We start from the raw sequence: 19,659 nt of genomic DNA, 5'->3' as shown, positions 1-19,659 counted from the left end.
CGCAGACGACAAACAAGCGCAGTTCCCCCGGCACTCTCAGCGGAGCGCTACGGCATCTTGTCGCCGAGAAGGGCCAGATTCTCGATGGCCGCAAGGCCATACAGCGCAGTGTCGTTCGACGACACCCAAGCGGCCTCGCTGCCGGCGACCAACGTCACCGGCCCGCTCAGCTTCTCCGTCTTCCAGGGCGAAGCGTCGGTATACCCGTCGGAGCTGTAGAACTTCGTCCACGCCCGCTCGGCCAGCGCAGCGTCACCCGTCTGTACGGCGGCGTACGCGTCCAGGCGTGAGTGCCCCTGGAACAGCAGCAGGGTGCCGAAGTCGGAGCCGTAGCGGGCCTTCTGCTCGGCCTTGGTGGCGTTGAAGTAGTGGCAGTAGTCGAAGTACGCCTGGTTGAACTTGGGCATGTCCACGAGGTCGATGAGCTCGGCGCACAGTTCATTGAGGCCGAAGACGGCCGAGAGGTGCGAGACGGAGACCACGGGCGTCGAGGCGACGGCGAACCTGCCGGTGTCGAGGTCGTACAGTCCACTGCCCTGGACGAAGCCGTTGGGCTGGGCGGCGATGCCCTCCATCGTCGACAGGACGCGTGCCTTGGCCTTCTCCCACTTGGGGCCCTTGCGCTCCCACTCGGTCAGCCACGCGGACACCAGACCGCTCCAGTCGGTGCCGAAACCGATCGACAGGGCGTGCCGGTCGGGCGTGTAGGGGTCGGTACGGACCTTGCGCTGCGGGTCGAGGACCAGGAAGGTCTCGTCGGAGTCGACGTTGGCGTGCATGAGGTCGCCGACGCGTTCGTCGGCGGTGAGGAAGTAGTAGTAGCGCCGGTAGGTGGTGTTGGCGATGCGCTGCTGCTTGGCGCTGTCGGCGTAGTGCTGGACGCCGTGCCGGGTGCCGAGACCCGCCCAGTCGCCCAGGTGGTAGACGTCGACCTCGCCCGTGTGCCGGGTGAGGGCCTCGGCGAAGCGGAAGATGTCCGCGCGGCCGGAGCGGATGTAGGCCATCCAGAGCCAGATGTCCGGCGAGAGCTCGGAGTTGTCCCAGGCGTAGCCGCCGACGTCGTACCGCCACTGGTGGCGCACGGTGTCGTAGGAGTGCATGAAGTCGCCGTAGTCCCAGAAGCCGTACCAACGGCGCTGCTCCACCTGGTCCTTGTAGTAGGTGAAGAGGAAGTCGAGGTGGTCCTCGATCTTCGCCTTGGCCGGTGTGGAGCGGTCCGGCTCGGAGTACAGGCCCGGGCCGAAGACCTTGGCCTTGATCAGCTGCCTGGGCGGGGCGGCGAGCTGCGGCAGCACTCGTACGGCCTCGATCTGCTGAGCCAGAGTTTCCGCGGTGGGTGTCGACTCGTTGGCCCAGAAGAGGAGTTCGGAGGTGCGGGCGATGCCGTAGGGGGTGCCGAACTTCGGCTCGTAGTCCTCGTAGGTGATGTTGAGGCCTTCGAGCTGCTTCGCATACGTGTCCTGGCCCATGCCGTCGTGGTAGAAGCGCAGGTCCATGGGCTGGGCCTCGGGCGACCAGAGCCAGAGGGTGACCTCGGCCTCCTCGGTGTGGGCGCCGCGGATGTCGAGCTGGGCGGGGTGCTTCTCCCAGAAGTCCCGCAGCCCGAAGGAGAATCCGCCGCTCACGCCGCCCACGTAGCCGAAGCCGGAGGCCCGCCTGCCGCCGCCGGCGCCGATCCAGCCGTAGCCCTTCTTGGTGCGTTTGCGGAGCGTGAAGCCGTCGGCGGAGAGCTGGGCGAGGGTGTAGTCGCCCCACTCCGGGATGTACTGCAGCCGCGTCGTCACCCGATGGTCCCAGGTGGAGGGGTCGGGCAGCTTCTGGCCCGCGTACTGGGCCGCCTGCACGGCCGCACCCGGGTCGCGGCGCAGGCCGGTGATGCCCTTGACCGCCTCCCGCAGCAGTCCGGTGCCCTCGCCGCCGATGCGGATGTGCCGGTCGTACGACGCGTCCCGCATCGGGACGCTGAAGCGCACCCCCAGTCCGCGGATGAAGTCGCCGCTCGCCCTGCCGGGCTCCTGGGTGCCGTCGTAGGTGATGGTGTGCACCATGCGGAAGGAGTCGGCCCCGGCGTAGAAGTACAGCCGGATGGAGAACGGCAGCCAGCTCCGGTCGCCCTTGCGGTGCTTGCCGTCGATGCGGACGACGGCCCGGACGGGGCCTTCCTGCTCGACGGTGACCTCTCCGACGGCCCCGTCGAAGCGCTCGGTCTTCACCGTGCCCTGGTCCTCGTCCTCGATCTCCGGCTGGCGGATCAGGACGAGCCGACCGTTCCTGGCGATCTCCGTCGATCCACGGGTCACCGACTTGATGATGGTGGAGCCGTTCTTGCCGATCTTGACGGTGATGAGGCCGGTCGAGACGTCGATGGTGCCCCCGCTCCTGTCGACGGTGACCTTCTTGTCGGGGGTCGCCGCGTCGCCGACGGCTAGGGTGAGCTTGCCGGAGCCCGAACTCACCGCGTGCGCCGACCACTTGAGGGAGCCGTCCGGCCAGTAGGCGATCGGCCAGGACTGCACGGGCACTGCCTTGCCGTCCGCGTCCGTGAGCGCGAAGGTCTGGTCGGGCTGATGGGCGCCCTTCGGCCACGGGATGCCGACGGTGGAGCCGGGCGCGGCGCCGAGACCACCCTCCTCCAGCCAGTCCAGGGTCACCGGATCCGCGTCGACCGCCTCGGATCTGGTCTCGGCCTGCGCGTCCGTCGCCCCTGGCGCCCAGCTGAACTGCGCGGCGGCTCCGGCGACGGCAGCGGCTTTGAGGAGGGTCCTGCGGGGGATGGGGGACATGGCCATTCCTTCCATGGACAGCTGGTCAGGGGCATGACAGGGAGAGGTGCGGCGCACAGGGCGTCGACCTCGACGTACAGGGCACCGCCCGTCAGCGGCGCCGGTACCGCTCCTCCACGGCGACGGCCGCGGCCGCGACGGCCCCCAGGACCGGGACCGCCAGGGGCGCGATGAGCAGGGCGGAACAGACGACGAGGACCACTCCGCCGACGAGCAGGAAGGATCCGGCGGGGTCGAGGACGGTACGGCGGCCGGCTTCGGCGAGCAGCGTCCGCCAGAGCGCCCCCGGCTCCCACACCGCCGCCGCACGCAGCCCGGCCACGACGAGTCCGATCAGCGCGAACAGGCCGACGGCCCCCACGAACGGTCCCCCGGGCAGCCCGGCACGCGCGGCCTGGAGGTCCACCCGGACCACGCCCGCCGCGAGCCACCCGACGAGCCCGGCGATCCACCCGCCCCGCAGGGCCGTACGGAAGTCGCGGACGAACTCCTGCCGGCCGCCGCCCTCATGGCCCGTGCGACGGCGCAGATGCCGCGCCCCGGCGGCGAAGGCGGCCGGAAAGGTCACCACTCCCAGCGAGGCCACCGCGATCCACACCCCGGTGAGCAGACATTCGGCGAAGACCCCGAACCGCTCCGCGAACACCGGCTCCTTGCGCGCCTTGACCCGCACTTCGGCCATGGTGACCGCCTCAGCCCTTCAGTCCGGAGGTCGCCATACCGTCGATCAGATAGCGCTGGAAGGCGAGGAAGAACAGCAGCACCGGCAGCAGCGCCACCAGCGACATCGCGATCAGGCCGCCGTAGTTTGCGGCGACGCCGTCGGAGTCGCGGAACATCATCATGCCGAGGGAGACGGTGTACTTGCCGGGCTCGTTGAGGTAGATCAGCGGACCCATGAAGTCGTTCCAGGCGTTGATGAAGGTGAAGATGGCGCTGGTGATGAGCGCGGGCCGGCACAGCGGCAGCACGATCGACCAGTAGATCCGCAGATGCCCGCAGCCGTCGATCCGGGCGGCCTCGTCCAGCTCCCTCGGCAGGTTGCGCATGAACTGCACCATGAGGAAGACGAAGAAGGCCTCCGTGGCCAGGTACTTGCCCAGCAGCAGCGGTACATAGGTGTTGATCAGCTCCAGCTTCTGGAACATCACGTACTGCGGTATCAGCAGCACGTGATACGGCAGCAGAAGCGTGCCGATCATCAGCGAGAACAGCAGGTTCCGGCCCGCGAACCTGATCTTGGCGAAGGCGTACGCCGTCAGCGAGCAGGAGATCAGGATGCCGACGACGGCGCCGCCCGCGTACAAGAGGGAGTTCTGGAAGAACGTCCAGATCGAGATGTCGGCGATGCCGTCGGCCAGGCCCTTGAAGTTCTCCAGGACGGGATGGGCGGGGAACAGCTGAAGGCTGTTGATGATGTCCTTGCTCGGCTTGAAGGACGCGCCGATCACCCAGACGACGGGATAGAGGACGACCGCGAGGACCAGCAGCGAGCCGATGTGCCAGGCGAGCGAGCCGGCGCGCCTGCGGCCGGGACCGCCGAGCGGCTTCGAGGTGGTGGGGGTGGTGGCACTCATCGGGCGTCCTCTGCGTCGTTTTCGTAATGCACCCACTTCTTCTGCGACCAGAACAGGACGGCGGTCACCAGGGCCACGGCGAGCAGCAGCATCCAGGCCATCGCGGAGGCGAAGCCCATCTGGGCGTTCTTGAAGCCCTGCTGGTAGAGGTAGCAGGTGTAGACGAGCGTGGCGTCGGCCGGACCGCAGTTGGTGTTGGAGACGACGTAGGCCGAACCGAAGATCTGGAACGAGTGGATGGTCTCCAGCAGGACGTTGAAGAACAGCACCGGGGAAATCATCGGCAGCGTGATGCTCCAGAACTTGCGGAAGGCCCCGGCGCCGTCCAGCTCGGCGGCCTCGTACAGCTCCTTGGGCACCTGCTTGAGCCCGGCCAGGAAGATGACCATGGGCGCGCCGAACTGCCAGACGGTGAGCGCGACCAGGCAGTAGAGAATCCAGTCGGGGTTGCCGACCCAGCCTCCGACGTGGAAGCCGAAGACCGACATCGTACGGTCGACGATGGCGTTGTCGGAGAAGATCGACCGCCAGACGAAGGCGACCGAGACGCTCGCGCCGATGAGCGAGGGCGCGTAGAACGCGGCCCGGTAGAAGGCCTGTCCGCGGCGGCTCTGTGCGAGCAGCAGGGCGACCCCGAGGGCGAGCAACAGCTTCAGCGGGGTGCCGATGATGACGTACTTGGCCGTCACCTCCACCGACCTCTGCCACCGGGGGTCGTCGAACATCTTGGTGAAGTTGTCGAGACCGACCCACTTCGGGGTGTTGAAGAGGTTGTAGTCGGTGAACGCGAAGTAGAGCGAGGCGACCATGGGCCCCGCGGTCAGGAGCAGGAAGCCCGCGATCCACGGGGACATGAAGAGATAGCCGGCGAGGTTCTCCCGCCGCCCTCGCCGCTTGACGGCGGCGGGGGCGCCGGAGCGGGCCTTCCGGGTGGCAGGCGGTGATTCCTTGACGAGCGTCACGGTGCTTCCCAATCGGTTCCGGGGCCAGGGGTCTCCGGCGAAGGCGCCCCCAAAGGGGCGCGGAGAACTGCGCGACCAGCCACGACGGCGCGGCAGACAAAAAGCAACCCACCGGGCCCCCAGCGGAGCGCCTACGCCTGGAAGGCGGCCTGCGACTCGTCGAAGAACTGCTTCACCGCGGCGGAGGGCTTCGTCTTGCCCTGGGCCAGGTCGCCACCGATGCGCAGGAAGGCCGCCTCGATGGTGTCGGCACCGGAGGGGTGCGGGGTGATCGTGCCGAGGACGCCGGCCTTGGCGGTGTCCGCCTCGTACTGCGCGATCTCCTTGTTGACCGGGTCGGTCGGCTTGAACGCGTCATACTGCTGGGTCGAGGCGAGGATGCCCCGGTCGTAGCCCATGATCTTGCCGACTTCGGGGTCGTGGACCATGAAGTCGATGAACCGGGCGACCTCCTTGGGGTGCTGGGTGCGCGCGGAGGCGCTCAGCATCAGGGAGGCCAGGTACTGCCCGGTGTGCTTTCCGTCGATGGTGGGGATCGGCGCGAGGCCGTACTCGCTGTTGCCCTCGGCCGTGTAACGAACGGTGAAGTTGTCCCAGGTGAATTCCGAGGCTCCGTGGCCGGCGGAGAGGGAGGACTTGGGCCGGTCCTGCTCGACGGTCCTGGGGTCGGTGATGATGCCGGCCTTCACGCGGCTGTAGCCGTCCTGCCACCACTCCGTCAGATCGGCCTTGTCGAAACCGAGCCCGTCCTTGGTGTAGAACGCCTTTCCGTTCTGCCGCAGATACAGGTCGTACAGGTACATGATGCTGAAGTAGCCCGTGTCGCCGGGCACCTTGGTCCTGTCGTGGATGGTCTTGAGGGCCTTGAAGTAGTCGTCCCAGGTCCAGCCCGTGGCCGGCTCGACGCCCGCCTTCTGGAAGACCTTCTTGTCGATCACCAGCGCCATCGTGTTGGAGCCGACGGGGATGCCGAGCTGCTTGCCGTCGACCTCGCCCACCTTGGTGACGCCCGCACGGAAGTCGTCCAGGCTCAGATTGCCCGCGCCGATCTGGGGCTTGAGGTCGAGCAGGATGCTTCTCTTGTCGTACTTCCGAAGGAAAGTGACGGCGTTTTGGAAAACGTCCGGTGGATTTCCGCCGGCCGCCTGCGTCTGGAACTTCTCCCAGAATGAGACGTAGTCCTGGAAGTCCGTCTTCACCTTGATCTTCGGGTACTTCTTCTCGAAGAGCCTGATGGTCCGGTTGATCTTCTTGGCCCGTTCGTCCGCACCCCACCACGAGTAACGGATCGTCACTGTCCCGTCGGCGGAGGTGCCGCTGTCGCCACCGCAGCCCGTCGTCGCGGCCAGCCCCAGCGCGGCCGCCGACGCCCCGGCAGCCTTGAGGATCGTACGCCTCTCAACATTCCTGCTGGTTCCCACAGTCGGGCCCCTCCCCGGCATCATTGCCAGCTGCATGAATCGTTTCAAGTAAGCGCTTGCCGCCACAAGTTACGGAGGGCCTCGGGGTGCGTCAATGATTCGGACAGGAATTTCTTACCGGACGCCCGGACGGGTTGACGGCGCATCGGCATCAGAACGCGCCATGAGCGGGGCGATGCCACAGGTGAGAGGCGTGCGCCCGACGGACCGAACATCAACTGGCCATCCGCACACGGATGTTGCTCGGCCGAAACCCACCGGCACGCGGGACCCGCACGGGGGTGCATACGGCGGCGGCCCGCCTGCTCTCGCAGACGGGCCGCCGGTCCGGGTGGGCGATACTGGGTTCGAACCAGTGACCTCTTCGGTGTGAACGAAGCGCTCTCCCACTGAGCTAATCGCCCGGACGCAGGAAGAACATTACCCCATGTCAGGGGGTGCCTGTGACCAGCATGAACCGGTACGCACCGGCACCCGCGCCGCCCGCCCGGATCACTGGTTCCTGATCTTCCAGGGCATCACGACGCCGAACTTCCAGAGGTAGATCCCGGCCAGCACGCCCACGATCACGAGACCGATCGCCGTGAGCGTGATGTTGCGGCGCCGCACCTTGGGGTCGAGGGCCCGCTGGGCCGCCTCGGTGACCTTGCGCTTCGTCCAGCGGAGCACCAGCTGGGCCCATACGAACTCGGTCGCCCAGATGGCCATGCCACCGAAGATCACCACCCAGCCGGGCCCGGGCAGCGGCAGCATCACGATGCCGGCGACCACGACCGCGAGACCGACGACGAAGACCCCGACCTGCCAGCTCAGATGCAGGGCGCGACGCCTCTTGATGAACGCCGGCGCCTTGGAGCCGAGCCCGTGCTCGCCCTGTGCCCCGTCCGGCCTCGTCTCGTCCGATGCCACGACAGCCTCGCCCGGAACTCCCTCGGTCCGGTTACTCCCCGTATTCATACGGCCAAACTTTACCTTACTTTACCGAGCGGAAACCAGTCACCGGAATGGCCGTACCGCGCGAACGACCCATCGGCCGGAAGAGTTACGTAAAGGCACGCAAAACACTCAGAGGGGTTTACAACGGCACCGTAGGTGGCATGTCGATTTCGCCGACGTGCGAATCCCCGAGCGCACACTGAGCGAAAGGCCCTGGCGCTTATGAACACCACGGTCAGCTGCGAGCTGCACCTGCGCCTCGTTGTGTCGAGCGAGTCCTCCCTGCCTGTCCCCGCAGGCCTGCGGTACGACACGGCCGACCCCTACGCCGTGCACGCCACCTTCCACACCGGAGCCGAGGAGACCGTCGAGTGGGTGTTCGCCCGCGACCTCCTCGCGGAGGGGCTGCACCGGCCCACCGGCACCGGCGACGTCCGTGTCTGGCCGTCACGCAGTCACGGTCAGGGGGTCGTGTGCATCGCGCTGAGCTCTCCGGAGGGCGAGGCCCTGCTGGAAGCCCCGGCGCGAGCGCTGGAGTCCTTCCTGAAGCGAACCGACGCCGCTGTGCCCCCCGGCACGGAACACCGGCATTTCGATCTGGATCAGGAGCTCTCGCACATCCTGGCGGAGAGCTAGGGCGAGGCACCACGAAGCCGCCCGGCGCCGTCGACTCGGGGAGACGGCTCGGGCCAGAACAACTGCATACGGTACGCATCAGCGCCGCCGCCGCGATCGAGTCGTGGGGCGGCGCCGGTGTGTGCGGCGGCGCAGGGGGAAGGAGCCCCGACGGCACGACCGCCCGCAGCCGGGCGGCAAGCCACTAACATCGGCCTGCATGAGGCGGGCGTCCGCCCGACCCCCAGGCCAGGGAGCGAAACGTGCTGATCACCCACGACACCCGGTGCGCGCTCGACACCGTGGTGGATCTGGTGAACACCGCACCGGAGGACGACACGGCACCGGACGGACTGCCCGACGTCGCGGCTCTCGAGGATTTCGTACAAAACCACGAAATCAGCGATGTGGGGGCGCTCTCGGAGTTCGACCTCTCGGCCGTGCGCAAGATCCGTGGCCGGTTCGCCTCGGTCTTCGCGGCACACGATGCCCGGACCGCCGCCGGCGTGATCAACGAGCTGGTCGCCGCCGCCGGCACGACTCCGCGCCTCACGGACCACGACGGCTACGACTGGCATGTGCACTACTTCGCGCCCGGCGCCTCGGTCGCCGACCATCTGGCGGCCGACTGCGGGATGGCACTGGCCTTCTTCGTGGTCGCCGGTGAGCAGGAGCGACTGCGCCGCTGCGAGGCCCCCGACTGCCGGCGCGCCTTCGTCGACCTCTCCCGCAACCGCTCGCGCCGCTACTGCGACAGCCGTACCTGCGGAAACCGACTGCACGTGGCCGCGTACCGGGCACGGCGCAAGGAGGCGGCGGGCTGACATCCGGGCCGGACAGGGATGTCGACGTGGTCCCCCAGCGGGTGGCGCCGGGGACCACGGGTACGGCTCACAGCATCAGCAGGTCGTGCAACGAAGCCATGAGCAGCAGACACCCGATCACCGCAAGGAAGATCATCAGCGGTGGCTGGGAAAGGGCGAAGAGGCATCCGCGCGGCTCGTCCTTCGGCGGCGCGGTGTCGCCGTGTTCCGTGTCCAGCATCTCGCGGCGATGATGGCGCATTCCGCACGTCCGGCGCGCTCAACACGCCCGGAATGACCGGCAGTTCGCCGGAATCCGTGAAGTCCGGTTCGGGTCGTGATCACTTCACGCCACAGCCTTGATCCACTGTGTCGTTTCAGTCGTCATGCGCGGGTCATATGCCGTGCTTCTTGAGGATGGCCTCGATGTCGCTGAAGTCGTCCCCCGACTCGGTGCGGGGTGTGCTCGCGGGCCGGGTCGCCTGCCGGGCCCCCGGGCCCAGGGAAGGCGCGGAAGCCGTCGGAGCGACCGCTTCGCGCTGCCCCGCGGCCCTGGCTTCCCTGCGCTCCTTGCGGGTGCCGCCCCGGCGGCGCTCCACCGCGCGCGTGGTGGAGAACAGCAGCCAGGCGGCGCCGAGCACGCCGAAGCCCGCCCAGGCCGTCGGACTGAAAGCGGTGTCCGCCAGCCACTGCACGGTGCCGGTCATCACCAGGCCGATGGGGACGAGTGAGTAGGCAGCGATGCGGGCGGCCGCGAGGAAGCGCTTGCGGTAGGCCGTGACCACCGCGATGCCCAGGCCGGCCGCGGACACGGCGGAACAGACGGTCTCGGCAATCATCCGGTCCTCCAGGCAGGGCTCGCTCGGGCAGGGCACTTTCGTCCCTTCCATCCTGCACCGCCCGGACCCCGCGCGGCCATGGTCCGGGCGGACATCAGGGACATCTCCGGGTCGGCTCCTCCGAAGGTGCCGGTCCCGGGCACTGCCCCGGGTGTGGATCAGGGTTCCGGGACGCAGGTCACCGAGGCCGGGGGCCGATTGGGTCGACCAGGTCCGAGCTGGGAGACTGACGGCATGAGCGAGTCCTCCCCCGTGCCTCCCGCCGCGCCCGTCCTCGACGTCTGGTGCGACCTCCAGTGCTCCGACTGCCGTAGCGCCCTCGACGACCTGCGTGCCCTGCGCGCCCGCTACGGCGACCGACTGGAACTGCGGCTGCGCCACTTCCCGCTGGAGAAGCACAAGCACGCCTTCGCTGCCGCGCAGGCCGCCGAGGAGGCCCTCGAACAGGGCAAGGGCTGGGCCTACGTCGAGGCCGTGCTGGCGCGGGTCGAGGAGCTGGACCGTAAGGGAGAACCCTTCCTGGTCGAAGTGGCCACCGAACTCGGTCTGGACGCCGAGGAGTTCGACACCGCGCTGATCGACGGCCGGCACATCCTGATCGTCGACGCCGACCAGGCCGAGGGCAAGGCGATCGGCGTGACCGGTACCCCGACGTACGTCATCGGCGGCGAGCGCCTGGACGGCGGCAAGAGCCAGGAGGGGCTGCGGGAGCGGATCGAGGAGATCGTGGACCGGCTGCTGGCCGAGGCGGGGGCCTGACCGCCTCCTTGGCACTCCTCGGTATGTGCGGCCATGGACTGTCGCTCGTCTGCGGCGTCGTCGTGGCTGGTCGCGCCCACGCGGCGGCGCCGCATATCGACACGCCCCGCGCCCCTTCAGAGCGCGCCGCTCAGAGCAGCGGCTTGCACAGGGCGTACTGCGTCGTCTCGTAGCCGAGTGACTCGTAGAGCCGCTCGGCCGGAGTGTTGCCGGCGAACACGTTGAGGCCGAGGACACGTCGGCCGGCGGCGATCGCCTGGGTCTCCGCCAGGAGCATGAGCGTGCGGCCGTGTCCGTGTCCGCGGTGCGCGGCATCGGCCTCGACGTCGTAGACGTAGGCCTTGTCCTCCACGAGGGCCACCCAGAGGACGCCGACGCGCGTCCCCTCGTGTTCGAGGACGCTGAACTGCATGTCCTGCGTGTCGAGCCCTTGCGGCAGAAGCCTTTCGTGGCCGCGCCGCGAACTCTCGTACGCCTCGGCCTCGGGCACGCCCCGCTCGATCCACACGCGCGCGTAGTGCTCGCACTCGTACGCGAACCAGGCCTCGTAGTCGGCCTCGGTCATGGGCCGGCCCCGGCTGCCTTCCGGCAGAGCGGGCGGGGTGTCGCCGAGCGGCTTCTCCATGCCGCGGTTGCGCAGGACGTAGCCGAGCGCTTCGACGAGCCGCAGCGCCGGCTGCGCGTCGGCGGGCACGATCACCTCGATCTGCCTGCATCCCCAGCCGCGCGCCACTTCCTCCGCGGCCAGCGCGGCCACAGTGCCCCGGCCGCGGCGCCGGTCCGGCTCCTCGATCCGCAGGTCGACGATGCGGGCCACCCGGTCGCCGAGGCTCGGCGAGGTACCGAGGTGGACGGTGCCGACGGGCCGGCTGTTCACGCACACCTGGAAGCGGCGTGAACGCGTGCCATCACCGTTGTGCTGAAGCGGCTCGGTCGGCCGCAGGGTCGTGGTCATCAGGGGTGTTCTACCCGCCGCGGACGCACCCGTCAGCCCGATTTCCGGTGCTCCTACGGATCCAGGTCGTTCCCGGACCGCTCGTCGAAGATCCGCATGGCCTTGGCGGTCACCGGGCCCGGTGCGCCCGTCAGTTCGCGGTCGTCGACGCGGTGCACGGCCTGGACGTCGCGCAGGGTGGAGGTGAGGAAGACCTCGTCCGCGCGCTCCAGGACGTCGAGCGGCAGGTCGGTCTCCTTGGCGCCGGTCCACTCGACGGCGAGCGCCCGCGTGATGCCCGCGAGGCAACCGGAGGCGACCGGTGGGGTGTGGATCTCGCCGTCGAGGACGACGAAGACGTTCGACCCGGTGCCCTCGCAGAGTTGCCCGACGGTGTTCGCGAACAGGGCTTCCGAGGCGCCGTGTTGGTGGGCCCGGGCGAGCGCGACGACGTTCTCGGCGTACGAGGTCGTCTTCAGGCCGGTGAGGGCGCCGCGTTCGTTGCGGGTCCACGGCACCGTGATGACGGCGGTGGAGTCGGCGCGGCGGGTGGTCTCGCCCAGGGCGACGACGAGGGTCGGGCCGTGCTCACCGCGGTCGGAGCCGAGCGGGCCGTGACCGCCGGTGTAGGTGATGCGCAGTCGGCCGAGCGGCATCGGGTTCGCTTCGAGGACGGCGGCGCAGGCGCGGCGGACCTCGTCGTGGTCGGGGTCGGGCAGCCCGAGACCACGCGCTGAGCGGGTCAGCCGGTCGAGGTGCCGGGTCAGCGCGAACGTCTTCCCGTCCGTCGCCTTCACGGTCTCGAAGATGCCGTCGCCCACGGTCAGCCCGTGGTCGAAGACGGAGACGCGGGCGGACTCGATGTCCTGCAGCCCGCCGTCGAGCCAGATCTTCACGTTCCCAGTCCCTCTCCGCTCACTGCGTACGTGCCCGACGCTACCGCGAGCAGTCGGGCCGCCTTCAGCTCGGTCTCCCGCCACTCCGCCTCCGGGTCGGAGCCCCAGGTGATGCCCGCGCCCGTCCCGAAGCGCAGGACGCCCTCGGCGCGGTCGATCCAGAAGGTGCGGATGCCGACGGCCAGCTCGCCGGCTCCCTGGTCCGCGTCGACCCAGCCGATGCCACCGCAGTACGGACCGCGCGGCGCCGTCTCCAGGGTGTCGATGATCCGCAGGGCGCTGGACTTGGGTGCACCGGTGACCGATCCGGGCGGGAAGGTCGCGTCGAGCAGTTCGGGCCAGCCGACGTCGGCACGCAGCTCGCCGCGGACCGTCGACACGAGGTGGACGAGCCCCGGGTGTTTCTCCACGGCGCACAGATCGGGAACGGTCACGCTGCCGGTGGCGCAGACACGCCCGATGTCGTTGCGGACCAGATCCACGATCATCACGTTCTCGGCGTAGTCCTTCTCCAGCAGGTCCGCCTCGGTGCGCCCGGTGCCCTTGATCGGCCCGGACTCCACGACACGGCCGGCGCGCCGCAGGAAGAGTTCGGGCGAGGCCGTGGCTATCTCGACCCCGTGGGCGGGCAGCCGGATCGTTCCTGCATACGGTGCCGGGTTGCCGCGGGCCAGCAGCGCGGTCAGGGCGTCCACGTCGGCCTCGGGCGCTACGGGGGCGGAGAGCACCCGGCAGAGGTTCGCCTGATAGACCTCGCCGGCCGCGATGTGCTCGCGGATCCGGCGCACACCCGCCGTGTACGCACCGCGGTCGAGAGATGACGTCCAGCCATCGGCGGCCGGTCCACCCCACTCCCCCGGCACCGGGGCGGGCACGGGCTCCACTCGTACGTCCCCGAAGCGGGCGCAGGTCAGCTGCCCCTCGAAGTCCGCCACGACGGCCCAGAAACCGGTGGAGTCGAGGGCCGCGGGATCGCTGGTGACATCGAGGAGTCCGGTGGCGACGCGGTCACCGAAGCGGGCGAGAGGAGGGAGGTCGAGCACGCAGTCGAGTCTAGGGCGGGTGTCGTGAAGGTGGCCCGGGCATGTCCCTTCGGGGGCCCTGACCACGTACGCAAGCAGGTGCAGCGCAGCACGCTGCGCAAACGCGTTTTTGTGCTGGCCCCGGAATCCGCTAGAGTTCACTTCGTCGCCGGGACGCGGGAGCGGACCGAAACGACAAGCGGACGTAGCTCAGTTGGTAGAGCGCAACCTTGCCAAGGTTGAGGTCGCGAGTTCGAGCCTCGTCGTCCGCTCGATGGAAACAGGGGATCTTCCCGAACCCCTGCACTCCTGGTGGAGTGGCCGAGAGGCGAGGCAACGGCCTGCAAAGCCGTCTACACGGGTTCAAATCCCGTCTCCACCTCCAAGGACGATTAGCTCAGCGGGAGAGCGCTTCCCTGACACGGAAGAGGTCACTGGTTCAATCCCAGTATCGTCCACTGGATCTTCCAGCACGTACGGTGAGATCCACACCCGCGCGATTAGCTCAGCGGGAGAGCGCTTCCCTGACACGGAAGAGGTCACTGGTTCAATCCCAGTATCGCGCACGCAGTACGCATCACATGCAGGTTCACCTGCGCGATTAGCTCAGCGGGAGAGCGCTTCCCTGACACGGAAGAGGTCACTGGTTCAATCCCAGTATCGCGCACCAGCCGAAGCCCCCGGCCGTCTCGTACGGTCGGGGGCTTCGTCGTGTGCCGTCAGCTGGAGAACAGCATGTGGCCGAAGCTCTTGTGGCGGTGGTGACCGCCGTGGTGGCCGCCATAGTGACCTCCGTGGCCGCCGTGCTGGGCGCCCCAGGCGGGCGCGGGCGGGGCCGGGTACGCCTGCGGGGCGGGCGGGGGCGGCGGCGCGGGCTGGGACCACTGGGACTCCAGGCGGGTCAGCGCCTCCAGCTCGCCGTAGTCGAGAAAGATCCCGCGGCAGCCGCTGCACTGCTCGATCTGGACACCGTTGCGGTTGTACGTGTGCATCGGCGCATGGCACTTCGGACACTGCATGGTCGGCTCAACTCCTCGCCGGTCGGTCCTGCTTCGCGTTTCGCCAGGACAGACTCTGTCAGGGTGCGGTCGGTTGCACCCTACTTCGCGAATCCCGGGGCCAACTCCGGCGGGAGCGAAGCCATTCGGGCACATGCGTCGATCATGGACAGTTCGACCTCGTCCAAGGGGCGGTCCTCCGCTGCTGCCTTGGCTGTCGCGCGTGCGGCCGTCTGCACGGTGAGGGCTCGGGCCGAGACGTCCAGGGCGGGCCAGGGGTCGCCGTCGGCGGGGACGGCCGGGCCGCCTGCCGTGCGGTAGGCGGTGAGGAAGCGGGTCCACTCGTCCGGGGGGAGGAGGCCGCAGGCGTACCAAGCGGCGGGGCGGGCCAGGTCCCAGGCGGGGACGCCGGTGCCGAGGTCGTCGACGTCGATGAGCAGCCAGGGGCCGTCGGGGGCGGGGTGGCGGACGAGCTGGCCGAGGTGGAGGTCGCCGTGGCACAGGGTGGTGGTGTCCGGCATGGGGGCTTCGGCTCGGGCCCAGGCCGGCAGGGCGTTCCAGGCCTCCAGGATCGGTGGTGTGGCCGGGTGGGCGGCGGCTGTTGCCCTCAGGCGGGCGATGGCTCGGGCGGCCTTGGCGGGGCCTCGCATGGGCGGGAGGGGAGTTCGGACGGGGGTGCGGTGGAGGCGGGCGAGGAGGGTGCCTGCGGGTTCCCAGGGGGCGGCGTCGGGGGTGTCCGGGTCCACGGGGGTGCCGTAGGGCCAGAACGTGACGAGGCGGCCGTGCAGGTCGAGGGGGGTCGGGGCGAGTGGGGGCAGGAGGATTCCGGGGAGGTGGGTGGCGGTGGTGAGGCGGAGGGTGAGGTCGGCGCGGGGGGTGTTCGGGGCGTGGGCCTTGGCGACCGTGTCGGCGTGGCGGACGACGGTGGCGTCGGGGCGGTCGGCGAGGGTGGCTGCGCCGCAGGGGCAGGTGTCTGTGCGGGAGTGGGCCTTGGCCTTGGCTCGAGCGGTCAGGGCGGTGAGCAGGGGGGTGGGGGTCACGGGGCTCCCTGGGGGCGGCGGGTCTCTCGCGAGGGTACGGCGGGGGCGGTGGGGGTGGGCAGGGCAGTCGGGGGTGTTGGGGGCCGGCGCTGCCCGGGGGTGGGAGCCGGTGCTGGATGCGCCCCCGCCGCCCCTTCCCTTCCCGTCCGTCCCCAGGGGCTGCCGCCCCTTCGACCCCGCCAGGGGCTCCGCCCCTGCACCTCGGCGGGGACCGCGTCCCCCGCACCCCCCGCGGGGCTCCGCCTCCGCACCCCGTTTCGGGGCTCCGCCCCGGACCCCGATCGGCCTGAACGGCCTCGTCCTCAAACGCCGGACGGGCTGAGAGTGCCTGAGCGGTCTCTTCCTCAAACGCTGGACAGGCTGAGAGTGCCTGAGCGGTCTCGGCCTCAGACCCCGGAGGTGCTGCAACCCCGGAGGGGCTGAAAGTGGCGTGGGTGGGTGGGCACGAGTGGGGGGCTGGTCGGGAGGGAAAAGCAATGCCGGCGCAGCTCCCCAGCTGCGCCGGCATTTTTGCCGTCCGCCGCACCCCCGTCCCCACGGGGTTTCATGGGTGGATGTCCCCGCCCGGACCGCTCTTCCGGGCCTGGGGTCGCCGCTCAGCGCCCCAGCATCACGCCCACGGACGACGCCTGTGTGGCCACTGTCTCCCAGCCGTCGAAGACGAAGAAGAGCAGGGCCGCCAGGGGGAGGGCCATGAGTGTCGCCACCAGGGGGTGGCGGCGGCCCGTGCGGCGGTGGAGCGCGGTGCGCTCCTGGGTGCGGATCAGTGTCCGCGGTGCCGTTAGGGCCATGGTCCCTCTCCTGACCGTTCTCAGTTGTCGTTGGCAGCGGCGGGTGTCTGACCTCGGGGGACGAGTGCTGCACCCGCCGCTTGACCTCAAATCTAGGCGTCCGGCGCTCGCCGCACGTCATGCCCTCGTACCGATTGCCGGGCCTCCCGGAGGATGAGCCGTGAGCTGGTGAGTACTCCCCTGGGTGGAGACGGGGTCCTAGGACTCAGGGTCTTCCCGGAGGGGGCGCCCGGTGCGCCCGGCCTTTTCCGAGCTGTCCTCCCTGGGGATCGGCTGCTCGACCAGGGCCAGCACCCGGTTCGCCATGAAGCGGGCCGTACGGACCACGGAGCCGCTTCGGGTGACTTCGCTCACTTCCACGACACCTCGGCGTACCGCCGTCTCCACCCGGCGGCCCGCCCTGCTGGCCACCACCTCGTAGGTGCGGGTCGTGTCCCCCGCGTCCACGACTATTTCCACGCGATCACCCTTCACGTGTTCAATCCCCCTTCTTCGGTGGGTGGTTGAGGTCGCGGGACTACTGAAGTCCGCCTGCTCACGGGGTCCCTGACCACCCTTCAAGTCTCCCATCCGGCACTGACAATCGATCTGGGCGAGAGGGCGCGGCCTCTGCGCGCGGGCGGCCGTGGAAACGTAAGCTGTGCCACGTCACACGGACCGGGCAGCGGGGATGAACATGGCGATGATGCGCCTGAGGCGCGAGGACCCGCGCGTCGTCGGCTCGTTCAGGCTTCACAGACGGCTCGGCGCGGGTGGGATGGGCGTCGTGTACCTGGGCTCCGACAAGAAGGGGCAGCGGGTCGCCCTGAAAGTCATCCGGCCGGATCTGGCGGAGGACCAGGAGTTCCGGTCGCGGTTCGCGCGGGAGGTCTCCGCCGCGCGGCGGATCAGGGGCGGGTGCACGGCTCGGCTCGTCGCCGCCGATCTCGACGCCGAACGGCCCTGGTTCGCCACTCAGTACGTGCCCGGTCCCTCACTGCACGACAAGGTCGCCGACGGGGGGCCGCTGGGTGCGGCCGATGTGGCGGCTGTGGGAGCAGCGCTGTCGGAGGGGCTCGTCGCCGTGCACGAGGCCGGCGTCGTGCACCGGGATCTCAAGCCGTCGAACATCCTGCTGTCCCCGAAGGGGCCGCGGATCATCGACTTCGGTATCGCCTGGGCGACCGGGGCGTCCACTCTGACGCATGTCGGCACTGCTGTCGGCTCCCCCGGTTTCCTTGCGCCGGAGCAGGTGCGCGGTGCCGCCGTCACCCCGGCCACCGACGTGTTCTCGCTGGGGGCGACCCTGGCGTACGCGTCGATGGGCGACTCGCCCTTCGGGCACGGCAGTTCCGAGGTGATGTTGTACCGGGTCGTACACGAAGAGGCGCAGTTGCGCGGCGTTCCGGACGCGCTGGCTCCGCTGGTGCGGGCCTGTCTGGCGAAGGATCCCGAGGAGCGGCCCAGCACGCTTCAGCTGTCGCTGCGGCTCAAGGAGATCGCCGCCCGTGAGGCGCAGGGGCTCGCCGACCCGCGTCCGCCCGCGCCGCGTTCCGGGGAGGCGGACCGGCCCACCGGGCGGCTCGTCGACACCTATCCGGAGCAGCAGCGCGAACACCGCCGGCCCCCGGGCCCGCAGGGGGCTGCGCCGTCGCGGGGTTCTTCCGCCGGGTCGCGCGGGGTCCCTCCGGTGCGGGGCGGGGCGGCTCCTTCGCGAAGCGGCAACGCCTCCCGCGGTGGCCCCCCGCCGCCCCAGCGTTCCGGGGCCCGGCCCCCCGCCCCGGGGTCGCGGAACACGTCCCGGCAGGGCACGGGGGCCCGGCCCGCGCCGCGCAGCGGCACCGGTCGTCCGGCGCCCAGGCCCACGGGGACGGGGCGGCGGCCTGCCAATCCCCGGTTGCTGCGGCAGCGGCTGTTCGTGTTCGTCGTCGTGACGTTGCTGGTGGCGCTCGGCATCGCCGCGGCGCAGGGATGCCAGGGGCCGTCGCGGGGACTGGGCGGGGGCGACGGCTTCGTACCGCTGCAGCAACAGCATGTGGAGCCCGGAAGCGCCCAGGTGAACTGAGGCGTCACAGCCCCGGCAGGGTCCGTTCGAAGAACTCCCGGTCGCCGTCGAAGACCGGGGTGAGCGCCAGGAACTCCTCCGGTGTGACCCAGCGGGTCTCGGCGACCTCGACGGGGTCGGGGACGACCTCGCCGTCGGTCGCGTCCGCGGTCCACCAGTGGAGGCGGAAGAGACCGTCGTCGGTCTCCGACTCCCAGACCTTGGCGAGAGGGGAGACCGTGAGGCCGACCTCCTCCCGGACCTCGCGGACCACGGCCTGCTCCTGGGTCTCCCCCGGTTCGACCTTGCCGCTGAGGGGCTGCCAGTAGCCGGGGCGGGGGACGCCGGGGCCGCGACGGATCGCCAGTACCCGGCCGTTCCGGCGCAGGACCGCGACGATCGCCTCCCGCTGGGGCACCGGACTATCCCGGCGGGCGGCCCGTGGCCACCGCGTAGAAGGCGACCGCGGCCGCCGCGCCCACGTTGAGGGAGTCGACGCCGTGGGACATGGGGATGCGGACCCATTCGTCGGCGGCGACCAGTGCCTGGGTGGACAGGCCGTCGCCCTCGGCGCCGAGCATCAGGGCCACGCGGTCCATCTTGTGCGGGGCGGCCTCGTCGAGGGACCTGGCCTTTTCGTCGGGGGTGAGCGCTAGGAGCGTGAAGCCGGCCTCGCGGACCGATTCCAGGCCCTTGGGCCAGGTGTCGAGGCGGGCGTAGGGGACGGAGAAGACCGCGCCCATCGAGACCTTGACGCTGCGGCGGTACAGGGGGTCCGCGCAGTCCGGGGAGAGCAGGACCGCGTCCATGCCCAGGGCGGCCGCCGAGCGGAAGATGGCGCCGATGTTGGTGTGGTCGTTGACCGACTCCATGACGACGACCCGGCGCGTGGTCTGGAGGAGTTCGGCGGCCGTCGGCAGCGGTTTGCGCTGCATGGAGGCGAGCGCACCGCGGTGCACGTGGTAGCCGGTGACCTGTTCGGCCAGGTCCGGGCTGACCGCGTACACGGGTGCCGGAAGCTCGTCGATGACGTCGCGCATGACGTCGACCCACTTCGCGGACAGCAGCATCGAGCGCATCTCGTACCCGGCGTCCTTCGCCCGGCGGATGACCTTCTCGCCCTCGGCGATGAACAGGCCCTCGGCCGGTTCGCGCTTGCGGCGCAGCTCCACGTCGGTCAGGCCTGTGTAGTCGCGCAGGCGCGGGTCGTCGGGATCCTCAACGGTGATGAGATCGGCCACAGGGTGATACTGCCTTGTC

The 19,659-nt window shown here is 69.9% G+C and carries 21 protein-coding genes and 6 tRNA genes; 9 read left to right on the top strand and 18 right to left on the bottom strand.

Annotation, left to right across the window (positions count from 1 at the left end; genetic code table 11):
* Window positions 1-47 precede the first annotated feature (47 nt).
* From ACWDAG_RS22825 to ACWDAG_RS22795, 7 genes are all read right to left on the bottom strand, one after another.
* Window positions 48-2,783, bottom strand: a complete 2,736-nt coding sequence (locus ACWDAG_RS22825; RefSeq protein WP_450697387.1) for an exo-rhamnogalacturonan lyase family protein — start codon at window positions 2,781-2,783, stop codon at window positions 48-50.
* 91 nt (window positions 2,784-2,874) lie between these two features.
* Complete coding sequence (locus ACWDAG_RS22820; protein WP_450697386.1) at window positions 2,875-3,465, bottom strand: hypothetical protein; 591 nt, start codon at window positions 3,463-3,465, stop codon at window positions 2,875-2,877.
* 10 nt (window positions 3,466-3,475) lie between these two features.
* Complete coding sequence (locus ACWDAG_RS22815; RefSeq protein ID WP_450697385.1) at window positions 3,476-4,360, bottom strand: carbohydrate ABC transporter permease; 885 nt, start codon at window positions 4,358-4,360, stop codon at window positions 3,476-3,478.
* Window positions 4,357-5,322: a carbohydrate ABC transporter permease gene (locus ACWDAG_RS22810; RefSeq protein WP_450697384.1), complete on the bottom strand. Its 966-nt coding sequence runs from the start codon at window positions 5,320-5,322 to the stop codon at window positions 4,357-4,359. Before ACWDAG_RS22810 ends, ACWDAG_RS22815 begins: the two co-directional genes overlap by 4 nt.
* A gap of 131 nt (window positions 5,323-5,453) precedes the next feature.
* A complete protein-coding gene (locus tag ACWDAG_RS22805) occupies window positions 5,454-6,743 on the bottom strand; it encodes an ABC transporter substrate-binding protein (protein WP_450697383.1) in 1,290 nt (429 codons plus the stop codon).
* Between the two features lie 332 nt (window positions 6,744-7,075).
* Window positions 7,076-7,147: transfer RNA gene (locus tag ACWDAG_RS22800), tRNA-Val, on the bottom strand.
* Between the two features lie 88 nt (window positions 7,148-7,235).
* Complete coding sequence (locus ACWDAG_RS22795) at window positions 7,236-7,700, bottom strand: TIGR02611 family protein (RefSeq protein WP_450697382.1); 465 nt, start codon at window positions 7,698-7,700, stop codon at window positions 7,236-7,238.
* A 201-nt stretch (window positions 7,701-7,901) separates the two neighbouring features.
* Here ACWDAG_RS22795 and ACWDAG_RS22790 point away from each other — a divergent pair, with 201 nt between their 5' ends.
* Together ACWDAG_RS22790 and ACWDAG_RS22785 are read left to right on the top strand one after the other, a co-directional pair.
* Complete coding sequence (locus ACWDAG_RS22790) at window positions 7,902-8,315, top strand: SsgA family sporulation/cell division regulator (protein WP_004002642.1); 414 nt, start codon at window positions 7,902-7,904, stop codon at window positions 8,313-8,315.
* Between the two features lie 242 nt (window positions 8,316-8,557).
* Window positions 8,558-9,118: a CGNR zinc finger domain-containing protein gene (locus ACWDAG_RS22785; RefSeq protein ID WP_450697381.1), complete on the top strand. Its 561-nt coding sequence runs from the start codon at window positions 8,558-8,560 to the stop codon at window positions 9,116-9,118.
* Between the two features lie 67 nt (window positions 9,119-9,185).
* On the opposite strand, the gene ACWDAG_RS22780 is transcribed toward ACWDAG_RS22785, so the two are convergent.
* Both ACWDAG_RS22780 and ACWDAG_RS22775 read right to left on the bottom strand, forming a co-directional pair.
* Window positions 9,186-9,338, bottom strand: a complete 153-nt coding sequence (locus ACWDAG_RS22780) for a hypothetical protein (RefSeq protein WP_180292031.1) — start codon at window positions 9,336-9,338, stop codon at window positions 9,186-9,188.
* A 154-nt stretch (window positions 9,339-9,492) separates the two neighbouring features.
* Entirely contained in the window at window positions 9,493-9,936 is a 444-nt protein-coding gene (locus ACWDAG_RS22775) for a hypothetical protein (RefSeq protein WP_450697380.1), read from the bottom strand.
* Between the two features lie 234 nt (window positions 9,937-10,170).
* On the opposite strand from ACWDAG_RS22775, the gene ACWDAG_RS22770 reads away from it, so the two are divergent.
* Window positions 10,171-10,695, top strand: a complete 525-nt coding sequence (locus ACWDAG_RS22770; RefSeq protein ID WP_450697379.1) for a DsbA family protein — start codon at window positions 10,171-10,173, stop codon at window positions 10,693-10,695.
* 130 nt (window positions 10,696-10,825) lie between these two features.
* Here the strand turns inward: ACWDAG_RS22770 and ACWDAG_RS22765 are convergent, their stop codons facing one another.
* Genes ACWDAG_RS22765 through ACWDAG_RS22755 form a run of 3 tightly spaced genes read right to left on the bottom strand, consistent with a single transcriptional unit; the run spans window position 10,826 to window position 13,568 of the window.
* Window positions 10,826-11,650, bottom strand: a complete 825-nt coding sequence (locus ACWDAG_RS22765) for a GNAT family N-acetyltransferase (RefSeq protein WP_450697378.1) — start codon at window positions 11,648-11,650, stop codon at window positions 10,826-10,828.
* Window positions 11,651-11,703: 53 nt separating this feature from the next.
* Complete coding sequence (locus tag ACWDAG_RS22760; protein ID WP_450697377.1) at window positions 11,704-12,525, bottom strand: aminotransferase class IV; 822 nt, start codon at window positions 12,523-12,525, stop codon at window positions 11,704-11,706.
* Window positions 12,522-13,568: a chorismate-binding protein gene (locus ACWDAG_RS22755; RefSeq protein ID WP_450697376.1), complete on the bottom strand. Its 1,047-nt coding sequence runs from the start codon at window positions 13,566-13,568 to the stop codon at window positions 12,522-12,524. Before ACWDAG_RS22755 ends, ACWDAG_RS22760 begins: the two co-directional genes overlap by 4 nt.
* A 178-nt stretch (window positions 13,569-13,746) precedes the next feature.
* Here ACWDAG_RS22755 and ACWDAG_RS22750 point away from each other — a divergent pair.
* From ACWDAG_RS22750 to ACWDAG_RS22730, 5 genes are all read left to right on the top strand, one after another.
* Window positions 13,747-13,819: transfer RNA gene (locus ACWDAG_RS22750), tRNA-Gly, on the top strand.
* Between the two features lie 39 nt (window positions 13,820-13,858).
* Window positions 13,859-13,932 (top strand) — tRNA-Cys (locus ACWDAG_RS22745).
* A gap of 1 nt (window position 13,933) precedes the next feature.
* Window positions 13,934-14,005, top strand: a tRNA-Val gene (locus ACWDAG_RS22740).
* 36 nt (window positions 14,006-14,041) lie between these two features.
* Window positions 14,042-14,113: transfer RNA gene (locus ACWDAG_RS22735), tRNA-Val, on the top strand.
* 29 nt (window positions 14,114-14,142) lie between these two features.
* A tRNA-Val gene (locus tag ACWDAG_RS22730) sits at window positions 14,143-14,217 on the top strand.
* A gap of 49 nt (window positions 14,218-14,266) precedes the next feature.
* On the opposite strand, the gene ACWDAG_RS22725 is transcribed toward ACWDAG_RS22730, so the two are convergent.
* The 4 genes from ACWDAG_RS22725 to ACWDAG_RS22710 all read right to left on the bottom strand — a co-directional run bounded on the left by ACWDAG_RS22725 (window position 14,267) and on the right by ACWDAG_RS22710 (window position 16,850).
* On the bottom strand, window positions 14,267-14,566 hold the full coding sequence (locus tag ACWDAG_RS22725) for a TFIIB-type zinc ribbon-containing protein (protein WP_115909298.1): 300 nt from the start codon (window positions 14,564-14,566) through the stop codon (window positions 14,267-14,269).
* A gap of 80 nt (window positions 14,567-14,646) precedes the next feature.
* Entirely contained in the window at window positions 14,647-15,585 is a 939-nt protein-coding gene (locus tag ACWDAG_RS22720; RefSeq protein ID WP_450697375.1) for a phosphotransferase family protein, read from the bottom strand.
* Window positions 15,586-16,181: 596 nt separating this feature from the next.
* The gene (locus tag ACWDAG_RS22715; RefSeq protein ID WP_450697374.1) at window positions 16,182-16,376 is read right to left on the bottom strand and encodes a hypothetical protein; all 195 of its coding nucleotides are present in this window, start codon (window positions 16,374-16,376) and stop codon (window positions 16,182-16,184) included.
* 198 nt (window positions 16,377-16,574) lie between these two features.
* Complete coding sequence (locus tag ACWDAG_RS22710; protein ID WP_450697373.1) at window positions 16,575-16,850, bottom strand: hypothetical protein; 276 nt, start codon at window positions 16,848-16,850, stop codon at window positions 16,575-16,577.
* 196 nt (window positions 16,851-17,046) lie between these two features.
* Here ACWDAG_RS22710 and ACWDAG_RS22705 point away from each other — a divergent pair, with 196 nt between their 5' ends.
* On the top strand, window positions 17,047-18,420 hold the full coding sequence (locus tag ACWDAG_RS22705) for a protein kinase domain-containing protein (RefSeq protein ID WP_450697443.1): 1,374 nt from the start codon (window positions 17,047-17,049) through the stop codon (window positions 18,418-18,420).
* 4 nt (window positions 18,421-18,424) lie between these two features.
* On the opposite strand, the gene ACWDAG_RS22700 is transcribed toward ACWDAG_RS22705, so the two are convergent.
* Both ACWDAG_RS22700 and ACWDAG_RS22695 read right to left on the bottom strand, forming a co-directional pair.
* Window positions 18,425-18,817 (bottom strand): NUDIX domain-containing protein, encoded by a 393-nt coding sequence (locus ACWDAG_RS22700; protein ID WP_450697372.1) that lies wholly within the window; start codon window positions 18,815-18,817, stop codon window positions 18,425-18,427.
* A 4-nt stretch (window positions 18,818-18,821) separates the two neighbouring features.
* The gene (locus ACWDAG_RS22695) at window positions 18,822-19,640 is read right to left on the bottom strand and encodes a TrmH family RNA methyltransferase (protein ID WP_450697371.1); all 819 of its coding nucleotides are present in this window, start codon (window positions 19,638-19,640) and stop codon (window positions 18,822-18,824) included.
* Window positions 19,641-19,659: the final 19 nt, after the last annotated feature.

This window comes from Streptomyces sp. NPDC001157 (genome assembly GCF_053598255.1).
This window is presented reverse-complemented; position numbering and strand designations above follow the sequence as displayed.